The sequence below is a fragment of the Sphingomonas sp. CV7422 genome, assembly GCF_027945725.1.
Taxonomy (GTDB): Bacteria; Pseudomonadota; Alphaproteobacteria; order Sphingomonadales; family Sphingomonadaceae; genus Sphingomonas; species Sphingomonas kyungheensis.
Genome location: NZ_CP115900.1, coordinates 657,501 through 682,797, shown reverse-complemented (window position 1 = coordinate 682,797; position 25,297 = coordinate 657,501). Strand labels below are relative to the sequence as shown.

General features: G+C 68.2%; 20 protein-coding genes, 1 tRNA gene and 2 rRNA genes (1 of these 23 running past the window's edge). 8 read left to right on the top strand and 15 right to left on the bottom strand.

The window, feature by feature from the left end; genetic code table 11:
- Positions 1–237 precede the first annotated feature (237 nt).
- From PBN85_RS03260 to PBN85_RS03230, 7 genes are all read left to right on the top strand, one after another.
- Entirely contained in the window at positions 238–1,590 is a 1,353-nt protein-coding gene (locus tag PBN85_RS03260; protein ID WP_271300146.1) for a dihydrolipoyl dehydrogenase, read from the top strand.
- Between the two features lie 63 nt (positions 1,591–1,653).
- A complete protein-coding gene (locus PBN85_RS03255) occupies positions 1,654–3,003 on the top strand; it encodes an alpha/beta fold hydrolase (RefSeq protein ID WP_271300145.1) in 1,350 nt (449 codons plus the stop codon).
- Positions 3,000–4,538 (top strand): GMC oxidoreductase, encoded by a 1,539-nt coding sequence (locus PBN85_RS03250; protein ID WP_271300144.1) that lies wholly within the window; start codon positions 3,000–3,002, stop codon positions 4,536–4,538. Before PBN85_RS03255 ends, PBN85_RS03250 begins: the two co-directional genes overlap by 4 nt.
- 10 nt (positions 4,539–4,548) lie before the next feature.
- Positions 4,549–5,352, top strand: coding sequence for an SDR family NAD(P)-dependent oxidoreductase (locus PBN85_RS03245; RefSeq protein ID WP_271300143.1), 804 nt, complete (start codon positions 4,549–4,551; stop codon positions 5,350–5,352).
- Positions 5,353–5,484: 132 nt separating this feature from the next.
- Entirely contained in the window at positions 5,485–6,297 is an 813-nt protein-coding gene (locus tag PBN85_RS03240; protein ID WP_271300142.1) for a Crp/Fnr family transcriptional regulator, read from the top strand.
- Between the two features lie 231 nt (positions 6,298–6,528).
- Positions 6,529–6,693: a hypothetical protein gene (locus tag PBN85_RS03235; RefSeq protein WP_153810812.1), complete on the top strand. Its 165-nt coding sequence runs from the start codon at positions 6,529–6,531 to the stop codon at positions 6,691–6,693.
- Complete coding sequence (locus tag PBN85_RS03230) at positions 6,686–7,435, top strand: Crp/Fnr family transcriptional regulator (RefSeq protein WP_051583739.1); 750 nt, start codon at positions 6,686–6,688, stop codon at positions 7,433–7,435. Before PBN85_RS03235 ends, PBN85_RS03230 begins: the two co-directional genes overlap by 8 nt.
- Before the next feature lie 30 nt (positions 7,436–7,465).
- On the opposite strand, the gene PBN85_RS03225 is transcribed toward PBN85_RS03230, so the two are convergent.
- From PBN85_RS03225 to PBN85_RS03170, 12 genes are all read right to left on the bottom strand, one after another.
- Positions 7,466–8,143 carry an HAD family hydrolase gene (locus PBN85_RS03225; RefSeq protein WP_271300141.1) on the bottom strand — a complete coding sequence of 226 codons (678 nt, stop codon included), beginning with the start codon at positions 8,141–8,143 and terminating at the stop codon, positions 7,466–7,468.
- Between the two features lie 80 nt (positions 8,144–8,223).
- Positions 8,224–8,907, bottom strand: coding sequence for a response regulator transcription factor (locus tag PBN85_RS03220; protein WP_271300140.1), 684 nt, complete (start codon positions 8,905–8,907; stop codon positions 8,224–8,226).
- Between the two features lies 1 nt (position 8,908).
- Positions 8,909–11,578 (bottom strand): sensor histidine kinase, encoded by a 2,670-nt coding sequence (locus PBN85_RS03215; RefSeq protein WP_271300139.1) that lies wholly within the window; start codon positions 11,576–11,578, stop codon positions 8,909–8,911.
- A 13-nt stretch (positions 11,579–11,591) separates the two neighbouring features.
- Positions 11,592–12,164 carry a potassium-transporting ATPase subunit KdpC gene (gene kdpC, locus PBN85_RS03210; protein ID WP_271300138.1) on the bottom strand — a complete coding sequence of 191 codons (573 nt, stop codon included), beginning with the start codon at positions 12,162–12,164 and terminating at the stop codon, positions 11,592–11,594.
- A gap of 59 nt (positions 12,165–12,223) precedes the next feature.
- Positions 12,224–14,260: a potassium-transporting ATPase subunit KdpB gene (gene kdpB / locus PBN85_RS03205; protein WP_271300137.1), complete on the bottom strand. Its 2,037-nt coding sequence runs from the start codon at positions 14,258–14,260 to the stop codon at positions 12,224–12,226.
- Positions 14,261–14,271: 11 nt separating this feature from the next.
- A complete protein-coding gene (kdpA, locus tag PBN85_RS03200; protein ID WP_271300136.1) occupies positions 14,272–15,975 on the bottom strand; it encodes a potassium-transporting ATPase subunit KdpA in 1,704 nt (567 codons plus the stop codon).
- Between the two features lie 13 nt (positions 15,976–15,988).
- On the bottom strand, positions 15,989–16,078 hold the full coding sequence (gene kdpF, locus PBN85_RS03195; protein WP_037531783.1) for a K(+)-transporting ATPase subunit F: 90 nt from the start codon (positions 16,076–16,078) through the stop codon (positions 15,989–15,991).
- Between the two features lie 107 nt (positions 16,079–16,185).
- Positions 16,186–17,076 carry a TorF family putative porin gene (locus PBN85_RS03190; protein ID WP_271300135.1) on the bottom strand — a complete coding sequence of 297 codons (891 nt, stop codon included), beginning with the start codon at positions 17,074–17,076 and terminating at the stop codon, positions 16,186–16,188.
- A gap of 149 nt (positions 17,077–17,225) precedes the next feature.
- Complete coding sequence (mmsB, locus tag PBN85_RS03185) at positions 17,226–18,101, bottom strand: 3-hydroxyisobutyrate dehydrogenase (protein WP_271300134.1); 876 nt, start codon at positions 18,099–18,101, stop codon at positions 17,226–17,228.
- Positions 18,102–18,130: 29 nt separating this feature from the next.
- Positions 18,131–19,195: an enoyl-CoA hydratase/isomerase family protein gene (locus PBN85_RS03180; RefSeq protein ID WP_271300133.1), complete on the bottom strand. Its 1,065-nt coding sequence runs from the start codon at positions 19,193–19,195 to the stop codon at positions 18,131–18,133.
- Positions 19,196–19,235: 40 nt separating this feature from the next.
- The gene (locus tag PBN85_RS03175) at positions 19,236–20,384 is read right to left on the bottom strand and encodes an acyl-CoA dehydrogenase family protein (RefSeq protein WP_271300132.1); all 1,149 of its coding nucleotides are present in this window, start codon (positions 20,382–20,384) and stop codon (positions 19,236–19,238) included.
- 4 nt (positions 20,385–20,388) lie between these two features.
- Positions 20,389–21,936 carry a CoA-acylating methylmalonate-semialdehyde dehydrogenase gene (locus PBN85_RS03170; RefSeq protein ID WP_271300131.1) on the bottom strand — a complete coding sequence of 516 codons (1,548 nt, stop codon included), beginning with the start codon at positions 21,934–21,936 and terminating at the stop codon, positions 20,389–20,391.
- Between the two features lie 57 nt (positions 21,937–21,993).
- Here PBN85_RS03170 and PBN85_RS03165 point away from each other — a divergent pair, with 57 nt between their 5' ends.
- Positions 21,994–22,911 (top strand): LysR family transcriptional regulator, encoded by a 918-nt coding sequence (locus PBN85_RS03165; RefSeq protein WP_271300130.1) that lies wholly within the window; start codon positions 21,994–21,996, stop codon positions 22,909–22,911.
- Between the two features lie 67 nt (positions 22,912–22,978).
- On the opposite strand, the gene PBN85_RS03160 is transcribed toward PBN85_RS03165, so the two are convergent.
- The 3 genes from PBN85_RS03160 to PBN85_RS03150 all read right to left on the bottom strand — a co-directional run.
- Positions 22,979–23,055: transfer RNA gene (locus PBN85_RS03160), tRNA-Met, on the bottom strand.
- A gap of 98 nt (positions 23,056–23,153) precedes the next feature.
- Positions 23,154–23,268: ribosomal RNA gene (gene rrf / locus PBN85_RS03155) — 5S ribosomal RNA — on the bottom strand.
- A 195-nt stretch (positions 23,269–23,463) separates the two neighbouring features.
- Positions 23,464–25,297 (bottom strand): 23S ribosomal RNA (locus PBN85_RS03150) (it continues 983 nt past the right edge of the window).

Here is a 25,297-nt window from a genome sequence, read left to right as displayed (position 1 = left end):
CCGCGTCCACCGACGCATATCCTTCGCATAGATCAGTTTTTCCGTCAGGTCGGCTGAACCGGCATCGTTGCCGCGCGTTCGGCTCATTCAGGTTCATCAAGACAGGTCATCACGGTCGGCGTGGCGTCATCCGGCGGATCATCCGCTGCGGACGATGCGCGATCATCGGACACAACGGACACGACGGGCCGCAGGCGACACCCTGCCGGCGTGGTCGGTCGTGCGAGGAGACGGAAAGTGGAAACACGCCAGTGCGACGTGCTGATCATCGGAGCGGGGACCGCCGGCCTCAAGGCCTATAAGGCGGCGGTCGCGCGCGGCGCCGATACCGTCATCGTCGAGAAAGGTCCCGGCGGGTCGACCTGCACCCGCGTCGGCTGCATGCCGTCGAAGCTGCTGATCGCCGCCGCCCGCCATGCGCACGAGGCGCGCCGCGCCGCCGAGTTCGGCGTCGTCACCGGCGCGGTGACGATCGACGCCGCGCGCGTCTGGCAGCGTGTCCGCGACGAGCGCGACCGTTTCGTCGCCGCGGTACTCAACGATTATCACGCCATCCCGGCCGACCACGTCCTCCACGGCACCGGGCGCTTCACCGGCCCGGATACGGTGACGACGGACGAACGAACGATCGTCGCGCGGCACGGGATCATCATCGCCACCGGCGGCCATCCGATCATCCCCGACGCGCTCGACGCGGTGCGCGACCGGCTCCACACGCATGAGACGATCTTCGAGATCGACGGCCTGCCGCAGCGCCTCGCGGTGTTCGGGGCCGGCCCGCTCGGCCTCGAGCTCGCCCAGGCGTTCGCGCGGCTCGGCAGCGAAGTGACGGTGATCGACAGCGGCGACACCGTCGGCGGACTCGACGATCCGGAGGCGAACACGCTCGCGCTCGCCGCGCTGCGCAAGGAGATGCGCATCGAGCTCGGCGTCGATGCCAGCGCGCAGCCGGGTGACGACGGCGCCTGCATCCGCTGGGACGGCGGCAGCGTCACCGTCGACCTGATCCTCGCCGCGACCGGACGGCCGCCGACGCTCGACGCGCTCAACCTCGACGCCACCGGCATCGCGCGCGACGACCACGGTACGCCGACCTTCGATCAAAGTACCCGCCGCTGTGGCGACAGCCGTATCTTCATCGCCGGTGACGCCAACGCCTGGCGCCCGGTGCTGCACGAGGCGGCGCGCGGCGGGCGGATCGCCGGCGACGTCGCCGCGGGCGGACCACCGGCGCGGGAGATCCCCTCGCTCGCCATCGCCTTCACCGAGCCCAATATCGTCTCGGTCGGCACGCGCTTCGACGCGCTGCCCGACGGTGCCCGGATCGGCAGCGCCACGGTCGAGGACAATGGCCGGGCGACCGCGGACGGCCGCTCCGACGGCATCGTCCGCCTCTATGCCGACGGCGACGGCCTGCTGATCGGCGCGACGATCGTCGCGCCGGAGGGCGAGCATCTCGGCCATCTGGTCGCACTGGCGATCGATCGTGGCACCGACATCGCCACCTTCGCCGACCAGCCCTGGTATCACCCGACCGTCGAGGAGCTGTTGCAGAGCGCCGCGCGCGATCTGCTCGGCACCGACGCCTGAGCCGATGACGCGCGTCATGGCGCTCGCCTGCGCCCCGGCCTTCCACTGGAGGGAAAGAGACTCATGATCCGACCGACGCTGCTGATGCTCCACGCCCTCGGTGCGAGCGGCGACGAATGGCGGCAGGTGCGCGAGCGCCTGCCCGATTACGACTGCGTGGCGCTCGATCTGCCGGGCTTTGGCGCCGCCGCCGGTCAGGGTCATGCCGATGTCGTGACGATGGCGGACCAGCTTGCCGACGCGATCCGCGCCAGCGGTGCGCCGGCCTGCATCCTCGTCGGCCACAGCATGGGCGGCAAGATGGCGACGCTCGTCGCCGCGCGCGCCGCGGCGGGCGAATACGGCCTGTCGCGCCTGCTCGGCGTCGTGCTGGTCGCCGCCTCGCCGCCCTCGCCCGAGCCAATGGACGAGGCGCGCCGCGCGCAGATGCTCGGATGGTGCGCCGATGGCGCGATCGACCGCGACGCGGCGGAGACCTTCGTCGACGCCAATACCGCCGCGCGCCTGCCCGACCCGTTGCGTGAGGCGGCGATTGCCGACGTGCGGCGCTCCGCCCCGGAGGCGTGGATCGCGTGGCTCGAACGCGGCAGCCGCGAGGATTGGAGCGCGGACATCGGTCCCATCGCCATGCCCGCGCTGATCGTCGCGGGCAGCGACGACGGCGACCTCGGCGAGGCGGCGCAGCGGCGACTCAACCAGCCCCTCTACGAGGAAGCGGAGGTCGCGGTCGTCGCCGACGCCGCGCACCTCATCCCCTACGAACAGCCGGACGCGCTTGCGGCGCTGATCGACGGCTTCGCAACCGGCCTCGCCGCGAGCGTGCTGCCGCGCGCCTTCGCCGATCTGCTCGGCTCCGCCCGGGTCAGCCGCCGCACCCGCGCGGCGATGCTTGCCCGGCTGCGTCCGCCGCGCCCGAGCGACTGGAGCGCGGCGCAGCATGCGACGATCGTGGCGCTGACCGGTCAGATCCTTCCCGACCTCGCCGATGCCGACGATCTCGCCCGGCGCGTCGAGGCGAGCATCGGCGATGGTGGCGGTGACGGCTGGCGGTTCGACAGCCTGCCGCCCGATCGCATCGCCTGGGTTCGCGGCCTCGCGACGCTCGATACGGTCACCGGCGGCTTTGCGGCGCTCGACCGCTCCGTCCAGGCGGACTGGCTCGATCGGCTCGCCGCGGGCGAGGTGGGATGTGACGACGACGGCCGCCACCTCTCGCCCGCGCAAATGGCCCTGTGGTTCGAGGATGTCCGTGCCGAGGTGGTGCGCAGCTGGATCGCCCTGCCCGCGACGATGGCGGCGATCGGCTATGACGGCTTTGCGGTCGGCGGCGATGGCCCGCGCAAACAGGGCTATGTCCGCACCCAGGCCGACACGGTCGAAGCCTGGCAGGTGCAGTCGGAGACGGTGGCATGACGGGCACGCACCACGACTGTCGCGATACGGTCGATGCGGTGGTGATCGGCACCGGTGCCGGCGGCGCGCCGCTTGCGGCACGGCTGGCCGCGGCGGGCCTGTCGGTGGTCGCGCTCGAGGCGGGGCGCGCCTTCCGGCCCGACGAGCATGTCGCCGACGAACTGGCCGCCGACATCTATTGGATGGAGGAGCGGCTGAGCGGCGGCGCGACGCCGACCGCGTTCGGATCGAACAATTCGGGGATGGGCGTCGGCGGGTCGTTGCTTCACTGGGGCGCCTTCTGCCCGCGCCCCGATCCGCGCGACCTGCAGCTGAAGACGCTGACCGGCGAAGGCGCGGACTGGCCCGTGCCGCATGACGAGCTGATCCGCTATATCGAGGAGGTCGAAGGCTTCACCGGCGTCTCCGGGCCGGCGGATTATCCGTGGGATGCGACACGCCGCTACGCTTACCCGCCGGTGGCGCGCAATGCGGCGGCCGAGGCGATGGCGCGCGGCTGCGCGGCGATCGGCATGACCGCGACCGACGCCCCCGCCGCGCTCGTCTCGCGCGACCGCGAGCAGCCGCATTTCGGTCAGCGCCAGGCCTGCGTCAATTGCGGCACCTGCCATCAGGGCTGCCGCAACGCCGCCAAGACGAGCATGGACACCACCTATCTGCCCTATGCGGTCGCGCATGGCGCGGAGATCCGCCCCGGCTGCCGCGTCGTCGACTTCGACTATGACGATCGCGGCCGGATCAGCGCGGTCGTCTATGCGACGGGTGAACAGCAGCATCGCCAGCGCTGCAACGCGGTCTTCCTGTGCGCCGGCGGGGTCGAGACGCCGCGGCTGCTGCTCAACCTCGGCATCGCCAATGCGAGCGGCCAGGTCGGGCGCAATTTCATGGCGCATGTCGCGACGCAGGTCTGGGGCCGGTTCGACGCCGATATGCGGATGAACCGCGGCTATCCCTCGTCGCTGATCAGCGAGGACATGATGCGCCCCGGCGATGCGGGGTGCGCCGGCGGCTATCTGATCCAGAGCCTCGGCGTGCTGCCGGTCAACCTCGCCACCGGCCTCGCGCGCGGCGCGGGCATGTGGGGCGAACGGTTGCAGACGACCCTGCGCGGCTACAATCGCATGGCCGGGATCGGCATCAACGGCGAATGCCTGCCGCATGCCGACAACCGGCTCGACCTCGCCGACGAGACCGATGCCTTCGGTCATCGCAAGGCGCGGGTCCGCTTCAGCTATCATGCCAACGAACAGGCGATCGACCGCCATGCCCGCCGCGTCATGACCGACATCTGGCAGGCGGCGGGTGCGCAGGACGTGTTCGCGGTCGACCGGTCGGCGCATACCATCGGCACCTGCCGGATGGGCGAGGATGCCGAGAGCGCGGTGGTCGATGCCGACGGGCGCAGCTTCGAGGTGCCGAACCTGCTGATCTGCGACAATTCGATCTTTCCGAGCGCCCTCGCCGCCAATCCCGCGTTGACGATCATGGCGCTGTCGCTGCGCACCGCCGACCGGTTTCTCACCTCCCGCCCGTAAGGAACAGACCATGGATCTTGGTATCACCAACCGTATCGCCCTGATCAGCGGCGCCGATTCCGGCATGGGCAAGGAAACCGCCCGGCTGTTGCTCGAAGCCGGCGTGCGCGTCGCCATCACCGACAAGCCCGACGGCACGCTCGACGAAGCGGTCGAGGCGCTGTCGCCGCTCGGCGAGATCGTCGCGGTCACCGGCGACGTCACCCGGCCGGACGACGTCAAGGCGATCTGGGCGGAGGTGCGCGACACGCTCGGCGAGCCGGATATCTACGTCAACGCCGCCGGCGTCACCGGCGCGACCGGCGACTTCCTTGAGGTCGACGATGCCGGCTGGCTCGACACGCTCAACATCAACCTGATGGGTGCGGTGCGGATGTGCCGCGAGGCGATTCCGGCGATGCGCCGCAAGGGCTGGGGCCGGGTCGTGCTGTTCGCCTCCGAAGACGCGGTGCAGCCTTATGTCGACGAGCTCGCCTATTGCGCGTCCAAGGCGGGGATCCTCAGCCTCGCCAAGGGTCTGTCCAAGGCCTATGGCTGCGACAACGTGCTGGTCAACACCGTGTCCCCGGCCTTTATCGCGACGCCGATGACCGACGCGATGATGCGCAAGCGCGCCGACGAACGCGGCGAGAGCTTCGATGCGGCGATCGCCAGCTTCCTCGAAGAGGAGCGCCCCGGCATGGTGCTCAAGCGGCGCGGCAAGCCCGAAGAGGTCGCCGCCGCGGTCGCCTTCCTCTGTTCGGAGCGGGCGAGCTTCATCAACGGCGCGGGCATCCGGGTCGATTCCGGATCGGTCTTCACCATCGCGGGCTAGCGGCTGCCGTCGCCTTGAACAAAGCCGTGCGGTTAAAGTACGTTGGCTTTTGCCGGGGCGACGCCAGGATGCCCGGGGGCTAGGCTGTCTCGCGCGAAGACCGGATGATCGGCCGCCGCGATGGAGAGTCGCATGATCAACCCCTGGGCGATGAAGATGGAGCAATTCACCCGCTTTACCCCGCATGAGCGCGCGCGGCTCGATGCGCTGCTGGTCGGGCGACAGCGTTCCCACGCCGTGCATGCGGACATCATCGCCGAGGGGGCCCATTCGGATCACTGCCACGTGCTGCTCAGCGGCATCGCCTGCCGCTACACCATCCTGCCGGACGGAGAGCGGCAGATCATGGCCTTCCTCGTCCCCGGCGACCTGTGCGACGCGGAGATCTTCGTGCTCAAGCGGATGGATCATGCGATCGGCGCGCTGGCGCCGTGCACGACGGCGATGATCCCGGCCGGGGAGATGAAGACGCTGCTGCGCGAGGTGTCGCGCGTGTCCGAAGCCTTGTGGTGGGGGACGATGACCGACCTGGCCGTGCTGCGCGAACGGATCGTCGACCACGGCCGCCGCGACGCCACCGAGCGGCTCGCCCATCTGCTCTACGAAATGCTGTTGCGCTACCGGATGGTCGGCCAGACCGACGGCGAGACGTTCGACTTCGCGATCACCCAGACCGACCTCGCCGATGCCACCGGATTCACCCCGACGCACGTCAACCGCGTGCTGCAACGCTTTCGCGAGGAGGGGTTGATCGCATTGCGCAGCCGTCGCCTCACCGTGGTCGATCCGCCGCGGCTGATGAGGATCGGTCGCTTCTCCGCCAATTACCTCCACCTCGAACGCACCCTGTCCGGCGACCCGGCGGTCCGTGATCGCGTCGGCGATCTGATCGATTATCCGGCAGTCGATCACCCTATCGACGCCAGGCAAGGCGAACTCCGCTAGCGTGGCAGACAAGTGCAAGATGTTGCCCTGATCCACATCAGCGCCGATCGCCCGCACGAAATCATGTCGCCCGAACGGTGTAAATGTGCGCCGGATCGCCGGTCAAGCTGCGCGAGCGCAAGGATTGGCGACACCGTCCTATCTACATCAACTACGTCACTCGCCAGTCGAATCCGGCGCGCGCGTGGCAGAAGGATTTCCTTCGCCCCTGAGTGGAACGGGAGACGGATCATGGCAGACGGCGATCTCGACTATTTCAGGAACCGCGTCGTCGTCGAGCGCGAACGGGCCCGCAGGGCAAGCAGCCCCGAGGCGCATTGCGCGCATCGGCAACTGGCGGCCGCCTATCTGCAGCGGATCGGCGAGGTCACCGGGCGCGAACGACGCCATGTTTGAAGAAAGCCTGCTGCAACAGCGTATCGCCGGGCGGGCGCACACCGACGCCGCGATCGGCGTCCTGTCGCTGCTCGGCGAGGACGAACGGCAGGCGCTCGCCGACGTCACCTCGTCGGTCCAGCATGTGCGGGCCGGCGCCGATCTGCTGCGTGAGAGCGCGACGTCGCAGCATCTGTATCTGATCGTCGAAGGCTGGGCGTGCCGCTATGCGATCACCCGCGACGGCCTGCGCCAGCTGTCGGCGCTGATCTTTCCGGGCGATGTCGCCAATGTCGATGCGCTCGCCGCGCACCGGGCCGGCCACGGCATCCGTGCGCTCTCGGCGCTCAAGGTGCTTGCCATCGGTCGCCAGCATGCCGCGGCGCTCGCCGACGACTATCCCGCGATCGCGCGGCTGTTCCTCGACATCGCCCTCAAGGATCATGCGATCCTCGGCCGGTGGATGGTGTGCAACGGGCGGCTGAGCGCGCGACGGCGGCTCGCGCATCTGCTCTGCGAGCTCAGCGCGCGCTGCGGGCGGCAGGGGATCAATGACGGCAGTTTCGACATGGCACTGACCCAGGAGCAGCTCGGTGACGTGCTCGGTCTGACCTCGGTCCACGTAAACCGGATGATGCAGGAGCTGCGCGGCGACGGCTTCGTCGTCACCGACGGGCGTACAGTGTCGATCCCCGATCTGCGCCGGTTGCAGCATGAGGGCGAGTTCGACCCCGCCTATCTGCGCCTCCGGATGGCCGCCTGACCACCGGCACCCTGGTGCGTGGCGGCGCGCTCAGTCCCCGCGCGTCGGAGCGAGCGGCGATCCGGCATAATCGCGCAGCACCGCGGCGACATCGTCGTAGATCGCGGTCGCGCCCGCCTCGGTGAGCTGATCGTCGCTGAATCCGCCCGATCGCACCGCCACGGCCGCCATGCCGCATTGCACCGCCGCGTCCATGTCATAGGGCGTGTCGCCGATCACCACCGCCTCCGCCGCGGTGACGCCTTCCAGCGTGTCGAGCGCGGCGGCGAAGATGTCGGGTGCGGGCTTGGTCTCGGCGACATCGTCGCTGCTCGTCGTCCCGCTCACCAGCGTCTCGGCATCGAGCAGCTTGAGATAATGGTCGAGCTCCTCGCCCGAGGCCGACGACGCCAGCACCACCCGCTGCCCCTGCGCATCGACGTGCCGCAGCAAATCCGAGGCGTGCGCGAACGGCTGCACCGATTCGAGATAGAGCCGCTTGAAGATCGCGCCATGCGCATCGCCCAGCGCCTCGACCGCGGCGTCGTCGAGGTCGGGGAGCAAGGTCGGCACCAATTTGTCGGTGCCCTTGCCGATCTGCTCGTGCAGCACCTGCCGGTCGAACTGCGCGCCGATGCCGGCAAACGCCTGTTCCCAGGCGAGCACGTGCATGTCGTTGCTGTCCACCAACGTACCGTCGATGTCGAAAAGAACCGCCTTGATCGGCATGACCGCTATCCTGTTGTTGGATCGTGCCAACCAGTGGCGATCGCCGGTCGTTCCGAAGGGATGGCGGCATCGGCCGCCGGTCAGTCGCTGCGCAGGCGGTAGCCGACGCCCAGTTCGTTGGCGATGACGCTGCCGACCGGGTCGGGGGCTTCGAGCTTCTGGCGCAGGTTGCGGATGACGATGCGCAGATATTCGATGCGCGGATCGTCGTCGCCGCCCCAACAGGCGGAGAGCAGCTTTTCATGCGTGACGATCCGCCCGATATGCCGGGTCAGCAGCGCCAGCACGTCATGCTCCTTGCGCGTCAGATGCACCGGCTCGCCGCCGCGGCTGACCAGCCGGCGATCGAGGTCGATGCGCAGGTCGCCGCGCTCCACCACCTGCGGCGCCGCCTCCGCCGGTCCGCGATGCCGCAGCGCGACGCGCAGCCGGGCGAGCAGCTCCTCGGTATCGAACGGCTTGGTGACGAAATCGTTCGCGCCGAGATCCAGCGCCGTCACCTTCTCGTCGACCGCATCGCGCGCCGAGACGATGAGGATCACCGCATCGCCCTGTTTGCGCAGCAGCGGGATGACGCCGAGTCCGTCGCGATCGGGCAGGCCGAGGTCGAGCAGGATCGCATCCGGCCGCTCCGCCGCCGCCATGTGGAGCGCGGCGCGGCCATCCTCCGCCTCGACCACGGCATAACCGGCGCGGAGCAACGTGTTGCGCAGCAGCCGCCGGATCGCCGGCTCGTCATCCACCACCAGGATCGTCGCGGGCATATCAGGACAGGCTTTCGTTCGGGGGATCGCTCAGCACCAGCGCGCTGGGGAAGATCAGCGCAAAGGCCGCGCCCGCGCCGTCGGGACGATTGCGTGCCTCGACCATCATCCCCATCGCTTCGGCGAACGCCTTGACGATCGCCAGGCCAAGGCCGGTGCCGCCGGCGGCGCGATCCGACCCCTCCAGACGGGTGAAGGTCTCGAACACCTCGCTCTCGCGCCCCGGCGGCAGGCCGGGACCGTGATCGAGCACGGCGAGCCGCACCTCACCGAACCGGTTGCGCCCCTCGATGACGATCGCGGTGCCGGGATCGCCGTAGCGCCCGGCATTGTCGAGCAGGTTGAGCAGGCAATGGTGGAGCAATTGCGGATCGGCACGGATCAGCGGCAGGTCGGGCGGCACGTCGAGCCGCACGTCATGCCCTTCGAGCGCGCGGCGGGCATCGTGCGCGGCGCCGGTCACCGCATCGCTGAGGTCGATCGCCTCGACGTTGAGCTTGATCGCCCCCGCCTCGACCCGCGCCATGTCGAGCAGATTGGCGACGAAGCGGTTGAGCCGCGCCGCCTCGCCCTCGATCGTCGCGATCAGCTCGGGGCTGACCTCGTGGTGGAGCTGCGCCGCCGCCGCGATCACCGCGGTGAGCGGCGTGCGCAGGTCGTGGCTCACCGACGACAGCAGCGCCGCGCGCAGCCGGTCGCGGGTCCGCACCACGTCTACGTCGCGCATCTCCGCCTGCAGCCGCAACCGTTCGAGCACCAGCGCCGATTGGTCGATCAGGCTGCTGAGCAGCGGCAGCTGGTCGGCGCGCACCGGATTGCGCCCGCTCTCGCTGGCGACGCCGAGCACGCCGAGCACGCGCTCGCCGGCCTTGAGCGGCTGGAACAGCCATTCCGAGGCGGCGAGCGTGTTCGATCCCTTGCCGGCGGCATTGCCGGTATCGAACGCCCAGTTTGCGGCGGCATTGTCCATCGTATTCAGTGCATAAGCGGGATCGGTCGCGGCGAGCAGGTCGAGCTGCGCGCCATGCCCGCGGCCGAGCAGCACCACCTGCACGCCGAGCAGCCGGCGGACGTCGTCGCAGATCATCCGCGCGGCGGCGTCGAGATCGCTGACCGCGGCGATCTGGCGCAGGAAGCCGGCGAGCGTCGCATTGGTCCGCGCGCTCGCCGCGGCGAGGTCCGCCTGCGCGCGCACCCGCGCGGTGAGCTGGCTGGTCGCCACCGCGATGCCGAGCAGCACGACGACCGAGACGACATTCTCGGGATTGCTGATGGTCAGCGTGCCGACCGGCGGCAGGAAGACGAAATTATAGGCGAGGCTGGAGGCGATGCCGGCATAGAGGCCGGTGCGCAGACCGAACAGGCTCGCCGCCGCCATCACCGGCAACAGATAGAGCAAGGCGACGTTGCCGAGGTCGAGGACGTGGAACAGCGCGCTCGCGACCAGCGTCACCGCCGCGACCAGCGCGGTCGTCACGCCATAGCCGAGCGGCGTGCCCCAGCGGGCGGGCTTGCGCCGGCCGCGCGGTTCGCTGGCGCCGCCCGACATCGGCAGCACGTGCACCGTCACGTCGGGCGTGTCGCGGATCACCCGGTCGACCACCGATCCGTGGCGCAGTTCGAACCAGCGCGAGCGCCGCGACTTGCCGAGCACCAATTGCGTCGCGCGCGCATCGGCGAGGAAGCTCTGGATGCCCGCGACGACGTTGGTCGCCGGCACGGTCGCCACCGCTGCGCCCAATTGCGTCGCCAGCGTCATCGTCGCGGCGACGCGGGCATGTTGCGCGTCGCTGAGCTGCGCGGCGCGCGGCGTTTCGACGAACAGGGCGGTCCAGGGCGCGCGCAGGCTGTCGGCGACGCGCTTGGCGGCGCGCACCAGTCCGTCGGCACCGGGCAGTTCGTTGATCGCGACGACGATCCGGTCGCTCCCCGCCCAGGTGCCGCCGAGCCCCAGCGCCCGCACGTCGTCGAGCATCCGCGCGTCGACCGCCTGCGCGGCGCGGCGCAGCGCCAGTTCGCGCAACGCCGACAGGTTCGACTTGGAGAAGAAATGGCCGAGCGCGCGCGTCGCCTCGTGCGGCAGATAGACCTTGCCCGCCTTGAGCCGCTCGATCAGCTCGTCGGGCGGGATGTCGACGACCTCGATCTCGGCCTGTTCAAGCACGCTGTCGGGCACCGTCTCGCGGACCCGCACGCGGGTAAAGCTGGCGACGACGTCGTTGAGGCTTTCGACGTGCTGGATGTTGACGGTCGAATAGACGTCGATCCCCGCGGCAAGCAGTTCCTCGACATCCTGATAGCGTTTCGGATGGCGGCTGCCGGGCGCGTTGGTGTGCGCCAGTTCGTCGACCAGCACCAGCCGCGGCGCACGCGCGAGGATGGCGTCGAGGTCCATCTCGTGCAGCGTCCGCCCCTCATAGGGAACGGCGCGGCGCGCGACGATCTCCTGCCCGCGGGTCAGCGCCTCGGTCTCGGCGCGCCCGTGCGTCTCGACCACGCCGATGACGACGTCGACCCCGTCGCGCCGCCGCGCCGCGCCTTCGGACAGCATCTCATAGGTCTTGCCGACGCCGGGCGCGGCGCCGAGGAAGATCTTGAGCCGCCCGCGCCCCTCCTGCACCGCGGCGCGCAGCAAGGCGTCGGGATCGGGGCGCGGCGGCGCGGCCGCCATCAGCCGTCGCTCCTCATCGGCGCGTCATGCGGTCGAGCGCCTGATTGAGCGCGAGCACGTTGACGTGGCGGTCGCCGAGCGGGGAATCCTCGGTCAGCGGTGCGACCAGCGCCGCGACGCGCGCGACCGGCAGTCCGCGCACCCGGGCGACCCGCGGCGCCTGCGCCAGCGCCGCCGCCGGCGACAGATCGGGATCGAGGCCCGACCCGCTCGCGGTGAGCAGGTCGGCGGGCATATTTTCCACGCCCTCGCCGCGCCGCCTGGCGACATCCGCCTTCACACGGTCGGCGAGCGCCTGGCTGGTCGGGCCGTAATTCGACCCCGACGAGGCGAGCCCGTCATAGCCCTTGCCCGCCGCGGAGGGGCGCGTCTGGAAATAGCGGTCGCTGGTGAACGCCTGACCGACGACGGTCGAGCCGATCACGCGGCCGCCGCCGTCACGGACGAGGCTGCCGTTTGCCTGGCTGGGGAAGATCGCCTGTCCGATGCCCGTCATCGCAAGAGGATAGACCAGCCCGAGCAGGATCGCGAACAGGATCGTCAGGACGATCGCCGGACGGACGGCGGTAGTGATGTCTGTGTTCATTGTACGATTCCCTACCTTCAGCCCCTCCCCGTCAGGGGAGGGGCTTTCCCGTGTTCAGATCACGCCAGCCCGAGGCCGCCGACGACGAGGTCGATGAGCTTGATGCCGACGAACGGCGCGAGCAGCCCGCCCAGGCCATAGACCGCGAGGTTGCGCGCCAGCAGCGGCCCGGCCGCCATCGGCTTGTACGTTACGCCCTTGAGCGCCAGCGGCACCAGCAGCGGGATGATCAGCGCGTTGAAGATGATCGCGCTGAGGATCGCCGACTGCGGCGTCGCCAGCCCCATCACGTTGAGCACGCCGAGGCCGGGATAGAGCGCGACGAACATCGCCGGGATGATCGCGAAATATTTCGCCACGTCGTTCGCCACCGAGAAGGTGGTGAGCGCGCCGCGCGTCATCAGCAGCTGCTTGCCGAGCCCGACCACCTCGATCAGCTTGGTCGGATCGCTGTCGAGGTCGACCATATTGCCCGCCTCGCGCGCCGCCTGCGTGCCGGTGTTCATCGCCACGCCGACATCGGCCTGCGCCAGCGCAGGCGCGTCGTTGGTGCCGTCTCCGCACATCGCCACCAGCCGCCCGCCGGTCTGCTCCTGGCGGATCAGCGCCAATTTGTCCTCCGGCGTCGCCTGGGCGAGGAAGTCGTCCACCCCCGCCTCGGCCGCGATCGCCGCGGCGGTCAGCGGGTTGTCGCCGGTGATCATCACGGTGCGGATGCCCATCGTGCGCAGCTCGCCGAAGCGCTCGCGGATGCCCGCCTTGACCACGTCCTTGAGGAAGATCGCGCCGAGCAGGCGGCCGTCGCGCGCCACCGCCAGCGGCGTGCCGCCGGCGCGTGCGATCTCGTCGGTGATGCGGCGCAGCTCGGTCGCCGCGGCCGTTTCACCCGCGCCCGCATTGGCGCGCAGGATCGAATCGACCGCGCCCTTCTGGATCAGCGTGCCGCCGCTCCGCACGCCGGAAATGCGCGTCTGCGCGGTGAAGGGGATGACCTCGGCCCCGTCCGGCAGGGCGGTGGTGGTGACGCGGAAGCGTTCGCGGGCGAGCAGCACGATCGACCGCCCCTCGGGCGTCTCGTCGGCGAGGCTGGCGAGCAGCGCCGCTTCGGCCAGTTCCGCCTCGCCGGCGCCGCCGACCGCGCGGAACTCCGATGCCTGCCGGTCGCCGACGGTGATCGTCCCGGTCTTGTCGAGCAGCAGCACGTCGATATCGCCCGCCGCCTCGACCGCGCGTCCCGATTTGGCGAGCACGTTGAAGCGCACCAGCCGGTCCATGCCGGCGATGCCGATCGCCGACAGCAACGCCGCGATCGTCGTCGGGATCAGCGTGATGAGCAGCGCGGCGAGGATCGCCACCGGGATGCTGCCACCGGCATAAGCGGCAAAGCCCGGGATGGTCGCGACCGCGATCAGGAAGATGATCGTCAGCCCGACGAGCAGCAGCGTCAGCGCCACCTCATTGGGGGTCTTCTGCCGCTCGGCGCCCTCGACCAGCGCGATCATCCGGTCGAGGAAGCCCTTGCCCGGCTCCACCGTCACCTGGACGCGGATCTCGTCGGAGATGACGCGCGTGCCCGCGGTCACCGCAGAGCGATCGCCGCCCGCCTCGCGGATCACCGGCGCGCTCTCGCCGGTGATCGCCGCCTCGTTGACCGAGGCGACACCGGCGACGACCTCGCCGTCCGAGGGGATCAGGTCGTTGGTCTCGACCAGCACGATGTCGCCGACCTTGAGCTGGCTGGCGAGCACATCGTCATACTGGCGGCCGTCGCCCTTGAGCCGCTTCGCGGTCAGGTCCGCCTTGGTCGCGCGCAGCGAGGCGGCCTGCGCCTTGCCGCGCCCTTCCGCCAGCGCCTCGGCGAAGGTGCCGAACAGCACCGTCAGCCACAGCCAGACGACGAGTTGCAGCTTGAAGCCGATGCCGAGCCCGTCATGGCCGATGGCGAGCAGCACCGTCATCAGCGCGGCGACCGCGGCGGTGACGAACATTACCGGGTTGCGGATCAGCTCCCTGGGATTGAGCTTGACGAACGACGCCTTGATCGCCGGGACGACGAGGTCGGCGGTGAACAGGCTCTTGGTCTGGGTATTCGCCATGATGGCCCCCGTTAGAACAGCTGGCCGCGGATCATCGCGAGATGATCGGCGATCGGACCGAGCGCGAGGCTCGGCAGGAAGGTGAGGCCGCCCAGCACCAGGATGACGCCGACGAGCAGCCCCACCCACAGGCCGCCGGTGGTCGGGAACGAGCCCGCGCTTTCCGGCGTGTATTTCTTGGCGGCGAGGCTGCCGGCGATCGCCAGCACCGGCACGATGATGAAGAACCGGCCGATCCACATGGCGACGCCGAGCAGCCCGTTGTAATAGGGCGTGTTGGCGGTCAGGCCGGCGAAGGCGGACCCGTTGTTCGCGACCGCGCTGGTGAAGGCGTAGAGGATCTCCGAAAAGCCGTGCGGCCCCTTGTTGAGCGGCCCCGCCAGCCCCTGTTGCAGCACGCAGGATATCGCGGCGAGGCCGAGGATGACGAGCGGCAGCACTGCGATCGCCAGCACCGCGAGCTTGACCTCGCGGCTCTCGATCTTCTTGCCGACATATTCGGGCGTGCGGCCGACCATCAGCCCGGCGACGAACACCGCGAGGATCGCGAACAGCAGGAAGCCGTAGATGCCCGCGCCGACGCCGCCGACGACGATCTCGCCCAATTGCATGTTGAACAGCGGGACGAGGCCGCCGAGCGCGGTGAAGCTGTCGTGCATCGCATTGACCGCACCGCACGACGCCGCGGTCGTGATCACGGAGAAGAGCGCCGAGGCGGCGATGCCGAAGCGCACCTCCTTGCCCTCCATATTGCCGCCGGCGACGCCGAGCTGGTGGAGCACCGGATTGCCCGCGGCCTCCGCCCAATAGGTGACGGAAGTGCCGGCGAGGAACAGGATCATCATCGCCGCCAGGATCGCCCAGCCCTGCCGCGGATTGCCCACCGCCTTGCCGAAGCACCAGGTCAGGCCGACGCCGAGCACGAAGATCGACAGCATCTGCACCATGTTGGTGAAGGCGGTCGGATTCTCGAACGGATGCGCGCTATTGGCGTTGAAGAAGCCACCGCCGTTGGTGCCGAGCATCTTGATCGCCTCCTGGCTGGCGACGGGCCCGAGCAGGATCGACTGTTTCGCGCCCTCCAGCGTGGAGACATCGACCACCCCGGCGAGCGTCTGCGGCACGCCGCCGGCGATGTAGACGAGGGTCAGGACGATGCAGAGCGGCAGCAGCAGGTAGAGCGTGATGCGGGTCACGTCGGCCCAGAAATTGCCCACCGTCTTCGCCTCGCGCCGCGCGAAACCGCGGAACAGCGCGAAGGCGAGCGCGATCCCCGTCGCCGAGGACAGGAAATTGTGGATGGTCAGCCCCAGCATCTGGCTGAGGTTCGACATCGTGCTCTCGCCGCCGTAGCTCTGCCAGTTGGTGTTGGTGGTGAAGCTGATTGCCGTGTTGAACGACAGATGCTCGCCCACCGCGGCGAGATGCTGGGGATTGCCGGGCAGCATCCCCTGCACGCGGAGCACCGCATAGGTGAACAGCATCAGCACCGCGTTGAACAGCAGCATGTGGACGGCATAGCGCCGCCAGCCCTGCTCCTGCTGCGGATCGACGCCGGCGAGCGCGTAGAAGCCGCGCTCGACCGGACCGAGCACGACGTGCAGCGGCGTGCGCCGCCCTTCGTACAGGGCGAACAGCCACAGGCCGACGGGTTTGGCGAGCGCCAGCAAGATGCCGACGAAGCCGAGGATCAGGATCCAGCCCTGCAAGGTCATCGCACCGCCTCCTTCAGAAGCGTTCGGGGCGGATCAGCACCGCCACCAGATAGACGAGAAGGCCGAGCGCGGTCAGCGCCGCCAGCCAGAGGTCGAGCGTCATGTCAGCTCCCTCACGCATTGTCGCACAGGCGGACATAGGCGAGCGTCGCCGCCACCAGTCCGACCATGATCGCGATCCACATCAGATCCTGCATCGGTCGTTCCTTTTCAGAAGGCTGCGGTGAGCGAGGCGAACAGCGTCGAACCGGCGATCGACCCGCGGCCGTCCTGCCCCTTGCTGAAGCTCGGCTGCAGATAGGCCGCCTCACGCCGCGAGATGTCGGTATCGATCCAGCTGAGGTTGACGGTCAGCGGCGTGTTGCGGATCGCGTAATCGGCACCGAGCTGCCAGTCCCAATAGGCGCCGGTCGGCGCGGCGCTGGTCGCATTGGGGCCGAGCCCGCGATTGCCGCGGGAATAGCCGATATGCGCCTTGGCGGTGATCGGCGTCCGCGGCACCGCGACGCCGCCGTCGCCCCATAGGTAGAGATTGTCGTGGCTGGCGCCGGGATGCGTGTAGACGCCCGCCGCCGCCTCGGCGCCGGTGTCATACCATCGGCCGAGCGCCTGCTGGCTCGGTGCATAAGCAACGCCGGCGAGCAGGGTCGCCGGCCCGCTGGTGCCGGACAGCTTGGCGAACAGCTCGGCATAGTCGGTCTTGCTGGCGCCGCCCGGATACATGTACCAGGTCAGCCCTGCATCGACCGTCGCGCTGCCGAAGGCGTGCTTGTAGCCGCCGATCGCATCGAGTTCGAGGTTGGAGCCGCCGAACGTTCCCCAGCCGGCGAGGTTCGACGCGAAGGTGCCGACGTGCAGGCCGCTGTCGTGCGCGATCGTCAGCGATCCCTGCACCGCCGGCCGGTCGTCGCTCTGCGACACGCCGCGCAGCCGATAGTCGCTCTGCACCGATACGCTGCCGGTCACCGTGATCGGCCTGACCGGCGTGGTCGGCGGTTCGGCGATCGCCTGCGGGCTCGACGGCTTGGCGACGTCCTGCGCCGCCGCGCCCGCCGGATACGCCACCATCGCCGCTACCACGGCCATATGACGCAAGTTCATCGCAACACCCCTTATTGGCGGCGCCCGTCCCGTGACGGCGCCTTCAGGGGTGTGCGATTAGGCGCACGTCGCGTAGCAAATCGAGATCGATTCCCGGCAAAGGCATATAGCGCGCATATGTTTCGCGCTTTTCTTCAACGCGGCGGCGATCAACGCAGCGTGGTGATGATCCCGGAGAAATCCTTGGTCGCCGCGCCATCCTCGACGAAGCGGGCGTAAAGCCGTTCGGCCTGCTCGCCGATCGGCGTGCTCGCGCCGACGCTCCGCGCCGCCTCCATCGCGAGCCGCAGGTCCTTGAGCATCAGCGCCGCGGCGAACCCGCCCTGATAATCCCGGTCGGCGGGCGATGCCGGCCCCACCCCGGGCACCGGGCAATAGCTCGTCATCGACCAGCTCTGCCCCGACGACACGCTGGCGATATCGTAGAAGGCCTGGGCGTCGAGCCCGAGCCGTTCGGCGAGCGCGAAGGCCTCGCACGTCGCGATCATCGTCGCGCCGAGGATCATGTTGTTGCAGATCTTGGCGGCCTGCCCCGCGCCATTGCCGCCGGCGTGGATCACCGCCTTGCCCATCGCCGACAGGATCGGCTCGGCACGCGCATAAGCGGCGTCGGGCCCGCCGACCATGAAGGTCAGCGTCCCCGCCTGCGCCGCGGCGATCCCGCCCGACACCGGCGCATCGACCGCGACCAGCCCGCGCTCCTCCGCCGCGGCGGCGACGCGCCGCGCGGTGGCGACGTCGATCGTCGAACAGTCGATCAGCAGCGCGCCCGGCGGACAGGCAGCGAAGACGCTGTCCGCATAGACCTGTTCGACGAAGCGGCCCGCGGGGAGCATCGTCACCACCATTTCGGCACCGTCGACCGCCGCAGCGGCATCGGCGGCGACGCGGCAGCCCGCGGCTTCGGCCCGTGCCAGCGCCTCGGCGGACAGGTCATAGGCCGCGACATCATGGCCCTTCGCCGCCAGATTGGCGGCCATGCCGCTGCCCATGTTGCCGAGGCCGATGAAACCGATCCGCGCCATTCGTCTCTCCTCTGTTTTGCCTGCGCCGCTCAGCCCGGCGTCCACGCCTCGTCCGCCGGCAGCGGTGCGAAGATGCGCGCCACCGCCTCGTCGTTGACCGCCGCAGGCGTGTCCGCCTGCCAGCGCGGCGCCTGATCCTTGTCGACGATCACCGCGCGCACGCCTTCGAGAAAGTCGGGCTGCTGTACCATGCGCGTCGCCACCGCATATTCCTGCCGCATCTCCGCGGCGAAATCGGGCATGGCGGCGCCGTCGTAAAGCAGCCGCAGGCTGACCTTCATCGCCAGCGGCGATTTGGTGCGCAACGTCGCCAGCGTCTGCTGCGCGAACGCGCTCGGATCGTCGGCGAGCGCGGCGAAAATGTCCTCGAGCCGGTCGGCGGCGAACAGTCGGTCGATCGCGGCGGCATGATCCAGGATCCGTGCGGCCCCCGGCTCGACGGCCTGTTCGGCGAGGATAGCCGCGACCGCCTCCGGCCGCGCGATCAGTGCCGCCTTGAGCGTATCGAGCCGCGCGCTGGGCACGTAATGCGTCGCCAGCCCCAGCCCGACGCATTCCGCGCCGTCCAGCCGGTGCCCGGTGAGCGCGACGTAATGGCCGATCCGCCCCGGCAGCCGCGACAGATACCAGCCGCCGCCGACGTCGGGGAACAGGCCGATTCCCGTCTCGGGCATCGCCAGCTTGGTATTCTCGGTCGCGACCCGATAGCGGCACGGGCAGGCGATGCCGACGCCGCCGCCCATCGTGATCCCGTCCATCACCGCGACCACCGGCTTGCCATAGGTGAAGAGCTGATGGTTGAGCCGATATTCGGTCAGGAAGAAGTTCCGCGCCGCTGCGCCGTCCCCCGCCCCGCTCTCGCTGAGCAGGCGGATGTCGCCGCCGGCACAGAAGCCGCGCGACCGTTTCGCGTCGCCGTCCGGCGCCGGCGCGTGGTCGAGCAGCACCGCGGCGATCTGCGGATCGTCGCGCCAGCGATCGAGCGCCCCGGCCATCTCGGTGCACATGTCGAGCGTCAGCGCATGCAGCGCCTGCGGGCGATTGAGCCGCAGCCGGCCGACGCCGCCGGCCACTTCGGTGATGACATCACTCACTTGTTCCTCCCCGGCACGGGGAGGACATGCGCGCGCCCGATCATTCCCGCACCAATTCCCGCCCGACGATCATCCGCATCACCTGATTGGTGCCTTCGAGGATCGAATGGACGCGCAGGTCGCGCCAGAAACGCTCGATCGGATAGTCCATCAGATAGCCGTAGCCGCCGTGCAGTTGCAGCGCCCGGTCGACGACGCTCGACCCGGTATCGGTGGCGAGCCGCTTGGCCATCGCCGCGAAGCGCGTCTTGTCGGGCGCCTCGCCCGTCACCTTGGCCGCGGCGACGTAGAGCAGCGCGCGCGCCGCCTCCAGCTCGGTCGCCATGTCGGCGAGCGTGAATTGCGTCGCCTGGAAGTCGGCGATCGCCTTGCCGAACTGCCGCCGGTCCCTGGTATAGCGGACCGCCTCGTCGAGGCAGCGCTGCGCGCCGCCGAGGCTGCACGCGCCGATGTTGAGCCGGCCGCCGTCGAGCCCGCTCATCGCGATGCGGAACCCCTCGCCTTCGTGGCCGACGAGATTCTCGACCGGCACGCGCACGCCGTCGAACGTCACCTGTCGCGTCGGCTGCGAATGCCAGCCGAGCTTGCGCTCGTTGGCACCGAAGCTCACCCCCGGCATGTCGCGCTCGATGACCAGCGCCGAAATCCCGCGCGGCCCGTCCTCGCCGGTGCGGACCATCGTCACATAGACTTCGTTCTCGCCCGCGCCCGAGATGAACTGTTTGGAGCCGGTGACGACATAATGATCGCCGTCGCGCACCGCGCGCGTCTTGAGCGCGGCGGCGTCCGATCCCGAGCCCGGCTCGGTCAGACAGTAACTGGCGAGCTGGTCCATCGTGACGAGCGCGGGCAAATACTTGCCCTTGACCGTCGCGCTGCCGAACCGGTCGATCATCCACGAGGCCATATTGTGGATCGAGATGAACGCACTGGTCGACGGGCAGCCATAGGCCATCGCCTCCATGATCAGCGCCGCTTCCAGCCGGCCGAGCGCGATCCCGCCCGACTCCTCGGACACGTAGATCGCGCCGAAGCCGAGCTCCGCCGCCGCCTTGATCGTGTCGCGCGGGAAGATGTGCTGCTCGTCCCACTCGCCGGCGAACGGGGTGATCCGGTCGGCGGTGAAGCGGCGCGCGAGCTCCTGGATCTCGCGCTGGTCGTCGGTGAGGTCGAACTGGCCGATGGTCATGCTGTTAGCCCATTGTCGGGATGACGAAAGCGTCCTGGATGCGGCTCGGGCCGCCATCCTCGCTGCCGCGCGGCAGGTCGCCGCCGCTGCCCGCTCCCATACCGTCCGGCCAGCGCTGCGTCACCGTCTTGACCTTGGTCCAGAATTTGACGCCCTCCATACCGTGCTGGTTGGTGTCGCCGAACGCCGACCGCTTCCAGCCGCCGAAGGTGTGATAGGCGACCGGCACCGGGATCGGCACGTTGATCCCGACCATGCCGACGTTAACGCGCGCCGCGAATTCGCGGGCGGCATGACCGTTGCGGGTGAAGATGGCGACGCCATTGCCATATTGATGCTCGCTCGGCAGCTGCACCGCCGTCTCGAAATCGGGCGCGCGGACGATCTGCAGCACCGGGCCGAAGATCTCCTCCTGATAGGCGCGCATCGTCGGCGTGACATGGTCGAACAGGCTCGGGCCGATGAAGAAGCCCTGCTCGTGCCCCTGCAACGCGAAGCCGCGGCCGTCGACGACCAGCTCGGCGCCCTCGTCGACGCCGGTCTGGATCCATTGCTCGATCCGATCGCGATGCTGCGCGGTGACGACCGGGCCGTAATGCGCCTCCGCATCGGTCGAGACGCCGACGCGCAGCGCATCGATCGCCGGGACCAGCTTGGCGCGCAACGCCTCGGCGGTGCGCTCGCCGACCGGCACCACCACCGGCAGCGCCATACAGCGCTCGCCCGCCGAGCCGAAGGCCGCGCCGGCGAGATCGGCGACGACCTGATCGAGGTCGGCGTCGGGCATGACGATGCCGTGGTTCTTGGCGCCGCCCATCGCCTGGACGCGCTTGCCCGCCGCGACGCCGCGCCGATAGACGTAATGCGCGATGTCGGACGAGCCGACGAAGCTGACCGCACCGATGGCGGGATGATCGAGGATCGCGTCGACCATCTCCTTGTCGCCATGCACGACCTGCAGGATGCCCTCGGGCAGCCCCGCCTCGCGGAACAGTTCGGCGAGCCGCACCGGCACGCTCGGATCGCGCTCCGACGGCTTGAGGATGAAGGCGTTGCCGGTGGCAATCGCGACGCCGGACATCCACAGCGGGATCATCGCCGGGAAGTTGAACGGCGTGATGCCGGCGCCGATGCCGATCGGCTGGCGCATCGAATAGACGTCGATCCCCGGCCCGGCGCCCTGGGTATATTCGCCCTTGAGCACGTGCGGAATGCCGCAGCAGAATTCGATCACCTCGAGCCCGCGCTGGATATCGCCCTTGCTGTCGGCGATCACCTTGCCGTGTTCCGACGAGAGCAGCGCCGCGAGCGAATCCATGTCGCGCTCGACCAGCTCCTTGAAGCGGAACATCACGCGCGCACGCCGTTGCGGATTGGTCGCCGCCCACGCGGGTTGCGCCGCCTGCGCCGCGGCCACCGCGCGATCGAGATCGGCGCTGCCGCCGAGCCGCACCTCCGCCTGGACCTGACCGGTGTTGGGATCGAACACCGACGCGGTGCGGCCGCCGGCAGAGCCGCCCTGCCCGACGATGACATGGTCGATTGCGCGCATCTTTCTCTCCTTGGTCGCTTGCCTGCACCCCTGCCTGCGTGCAAGCAAGCAGCGTTTATGCAATCCGAACCTGCAAAAACGCACGGCCCGGCCGCCCTGCCGTGGAGCGACCTGCAATCCTTTCTGGCGATTGCCGAAAGCGGCCAGCTCGCGCGCGCCGCGCAGGTGATGGGGGTGGACGCCTCGACGATGGGGCGGCGGCTGCGGCGGCTCGAGAAGCGGCTCGGCCAGACGTTGTTCGAACAATCGCGCAGCGGCCACCTGCCGACCAGCGCCGGCGAGCGGCTGCTTGCTCAGGTGCGCGCGATGCAACGTGCCGCCGAGCCGATCCAGCGCCAGCCCGATGCCGGCGGGATCACCGGGCTGCTCAGGGTCAGCGTGTCGGAGGGGTTCGGCACCTGGATCGTCGCGCCGCTGCTCCGCGCCTTCACCGCCGAGCACCCGCAACTGACCATCGACCTCGCCGCGACCAGCGGCTTCCTCAACCCCTCCCGGCGTGAAGCCGATATGGCGATCCTGCTCGCCCGCCCCCGGTCGGGTCCGGTGGTCAGCCGCAAGCTCGCCGACTACAGCCTGCGCCTCTATGCCAATCCCCGCTTCCTGGCCGAGCGCCCGCCGATCGACTCGGTCGCCGCGCTCGCCGGACTGCCGCTGATCGGCTATATTCCCGACCTGCTCTATGCGCCGGAATTGCGGTATCTCGACGAGATCGGCGAGGGGCTCGAACCGACGCTGCGCAGTTCGAGCATCAACGCGCAATATCGGCTGATCGCGGCGGCGGCCGGGATCGGCGTGCTGCCGCGCTTCATCGGCGACGCGTCCGCCGATCTCGTACCGGTGCTGCCCGAACGGCAGATCCGCCGCACCTTCTGGATCGTCACCCACCAGGACACACGCCGCCTCGCCCGCGTCCAGGCGTTCCAGAGTTGGCTGATCGCGCGGGTGGAGCAGCAGCGGGAGCGGCTGCTGGGGTGAGGCCGGGCACTCGAAACGCACGAAAGCCCCGGGCCGTGGGGGCTGGGGCATTGGTGGTGTTTTGGGATGGTTGCGGGGACAGGATTTGAACCTGTGACCTTCAGGTTATGAGCCTGACGAGCTACCGGGCTGCTCCACCCCGCGACACTGGGTGTTGTGCGGGGTTGTGCCCGGCACGGTGTGCCTCTCTGTGGGAGAGGGTGTGTGAATGGGTTCTTGTATATTCATCCGCCGGCTACAATGCCTGGCGACGACCTACTCTTCCATCGCTTGAGCGATAGTACCATTGGCGCAGTCGGGTTTCACGGCCGAGTTCGGGATGGGATCGGGTGGGACACCGACGCTATAGCCACCAGGCAATGGAGCGGGCGGATGAATCTCGCATCGAAGTGGGACTTCGATGCGGGAGTGCCGAGGGTCGTCTGGCGATTGCCTTGCGGCGGGCCATCGGATCCCCGGTTGGTTCAAAATCGATGCGTGCACTTATTGTTTCAGCTGGGAGTGTATCATCCGCCTCATGCAACCCAAGGTTGTCATTGATGGTGTGTAACTCTCAAGCGCGACTAGGACAATTAGTATCGGTTAGCTCCATGCGTTACCGCACTTCCACATCCGATCTATCAAGGTGATGGTCTTTCACCGTCCTATGAAATCTTATCTTGAGGGAGGCTTCCCGCTTAGATGCTTTCAGCGGTTATCCCGTCCGTACATAGCTACCCTGCTGCGCCGTTGGCACGACGACAGGTACACCAGAGGTACGTTCAACCCGGTCCTCTCGTACTAGGGTCAACTCCTCTCAAATTTCGACGCCCACGGCAGATAGGGACCAAACTGTCTCGCGACGTTCTGAACCCAACTCACGTACCACTTTAATTGGCGAACAGCCAAACCCTTGGGACCTGCTCCAGCCCCAGGATGTGATGAGTCGACATCGAGGTGCCAAACAACCCCGTCGATATGAGCTCTTGGGGGTTATCAGCCTGTTATCCCCGGCGTACCTTTTATCCGTTGAGCGATGGCCCTTCCACGAGGGACCACCGGATCACTATGACCGACTTTCGTCTCTGCTCGACTTGTCAGTCTCGCAGTCAGGCGGGCTTATGCCATTGCACTCTAACAGCCGGTTTCCAACCGGCCTGAGCCCACCATCGCGCGCCTCCGTTACTCTTTAGGAGGCGACCGCCCCAGTCAAACTACCCGCCACAGAGGGTCCCTGCACCGGCTAACGGTGCGAGGTTAGACATCAGAAAACAACAGGGTGGTATTTCACCTATGGCTCCACGCCGGCTGGCGCCAACGCTTCAAAGCCTCCCACCTATGCTACACAGTTCTTTCCTAATGCCACTCTGAAGCTGCAGTAAAGGTGCACGGGGTCTTTCCGTCTAACCGCGGGTACTCCGCATCTTCACGGAGAATTCAATTTCGCTGAGCATGTCCTGGAGACAGTGGGGAAGTCGTTACGCCATTCGTGCAGGTCGGAACTTACCCGACAAGGAATTTCGCTACCTTAGGACCGTTATAGTTACGGCCGCCGTTTACCTGGGCTTCATTTCAGAGCTTGCACCCCTCCACTTAACCTTCAGGCACCGGGCAGGCGTCAGGCCCTATACGTCGTCTTGAAGCCGACTTAGCAGAGCCCTGTGTTTTTGCTAAACAGTCGCTACCCCCTGGCCTGTGCCCCCAGCAAGAGCTTGCGCTTATGCTGGGCCTCCTTCTTCCGAAGGTACGGAGGCAATTTGCCGAGTTCCTTCAGGACACTTCTCTCAAGCGCCTTGGTATACTCTACCTGACCACCTGTGTCGGTTTCGGGTACGGTCTATACGGTGGGGCTATTTCCTGGAACAGTTTCGAAGCCCGGCCAATCCGTTAAGGCCGAACAACTCACACCATCCGTCACACACCACCAGGCCCACGAATATTAACGTGGTTCCCATCGACTACCCCCTTCGGGCTCGTCTTAGGGGCCGGCTCACCCTGCGCGGATTAGCCTTGCGCAGGAACCCTTGGTCTTTCGGCGAGAGGGCATCTCACCCTCTTTATCGCTACTCATGTCTGCATTCGCACTTCCGATACCTCCACGACCCATTACCAGATCGCTTCACAGGCTTACGGAACGCTCCGCTACCGCGTGGCTTGCGCCACACCCTAAGCTTCGGTGTATCACTTGAGCCCCGTTACATCTTCGCCGCAGAAACCCTTGTTTAGACCAGTGAGCTGTTACGCTTTCTTTAAAGGATGGCTGCTTCTAAGCCAACCTCCTGGTTGTTTTGGGATTTCCACATGCTTTCCCACTTAGTGATAACTTGGGGACCTTAGCTGTAGGTCAGGGCTGTTTCCCTTTTGACGACGGACCTTAGCACCCGCCGTCTGTCTCCCGGATATCACT

What these genes read in the sequence shown, in the direction of transcription:
- PBN85_RS03255 (WP_271300145.1), top strand. Translation starts at nt 1,654, where the DNA reads ATGATCCGACCGACGCTGCTGATGCTCCACGCCCTCGGTGCGAGCGGC.
- PBN85_RS03250 (WP_271300144.1), top strand. Translation starts at nt 3,000, where the DNA reads ATGACGGGCACGCACCACGACTGTCGCGATACGGTCGATGCGGTGGTG.
- PBN85_RS03245 (WP_271300143.1), top strand. Translation starts at nt 4,549, where the DNA reads ATGGATCTTGGTATCACCAACCGTATCGCCCTGATCAGCGGCGCCGAT.
- PBN85_RS03240 (WP_271300142.1), top strand. Translation starts at nt 5,485, where the DNA reads ATGATCAACCCCTGGGCGATGAAGATGGAGCAATTCACCCGCTTTACC.
- PBN85_RS03235 (WP_153810812.1), top strand. Translation starts at nt 6,529, where the DNA reads ATGGCAGACGGCGATCTCGACTATTTCAGGAACCGCGTCGTCGTCGAG.
- PBN85_RS03230 (WP_051583739.1), top strand. Translation starts at nt 6,686, where the DNA reads ATGTTTGAAGAAAGCCTGCTGCAACAGCGTATCGCCGGGCGGGCGCAC.
- PBN85_RS03225 (WP_271300141.1), bottom strand. Translation starts at nt 8,143, where the DNA reads ATGCCGATCAAGGCGGTTCTTTTCGACATCGACGGTACGTTGGTGGAC.
- PBN85_RS03220 (WP_271300140.1), bottom strand. Translation starts at nt 8,907, where the DNA reads ATGCCCGCGACGATCCTGGTGGTGGATGACGAGCCGGCGATCCGGCGG.
- PBN85_RS03215 (WP_271300139.1), bottom strand. Translation starts at nt 11,578, where the DNA reads ATGGCGGCCGCGCCGCCGCGCCCCGATCCCGACGCCTTGCTGCGCGCC.
- kdpC (WP_271300138.1), bottom strand. Translation starts at nt 12,164, where the DNA reads ATGAACACAGACATCACTACCGCCGTCCGTCCGGCGATCGTCCTGACG.
- kdpB (WP_271300137.1), bottom strand. Translation starts at nt 14,260, where the DNA reads ATGGCGAATACCCAGACCAAGAGCCTGTTCACCGCCGACCTCGTCGTC.
- kdpA (WP_271300136.1), bottom strand. Translation starts at nt 15,975, where the DNA reads ATGACCTTGCAGGGCTGGATCCTGATCCTCGGCTTCGTCGGCATCTTG.
- kdpF (WP_037531783.1), bottom strand. Translation starts at nt 16,078, where the DNA reads ATGACGCTCGACCTCTGGCTGGCGGCGCTGACCGCGCTCGGCCTTCTC.
- PBN85_RS03190 (WP_271300135.1), bottom strand. Translation starts at nt 17,076, where the DNA reads ATGAACTTGCGTCATATGGCCGTGGTAGCGGCGATGGTGGCGTATCCG.
- mmsB (WP_271300134.1), bottom strand. Translation starts at nt 18,101, where the DNA reads ATGGCGCGGATCGGTTTCATCGGCCTCGGCAACATGGGCAGCGGCATG.
- PBN85_RS03175 (WP_271300132.1), bottom strand. Translation starts at nt 20,384, where the DNA reads ATGACCATCGGCCAGTTCGACCTCACCGACGACCAGCGCGAGATCCAG.
- PBN85_RS03170 (WP_271300131.1), bottom strand. Translation starts at nt 21,936, where the DNA reads ATGCGCGCAATCGACCATGTCATCGTCGGGCAGGGCGGCTCTGCCGGC.
- PBN85_RS03165 (WP_271300130.1), top strand. Translation starts at nt 21,994, where the DNA reads ATGCAATCCGAACCTGCAAAAACGCACGGCCCGGCCGCCCTGCCGTGG.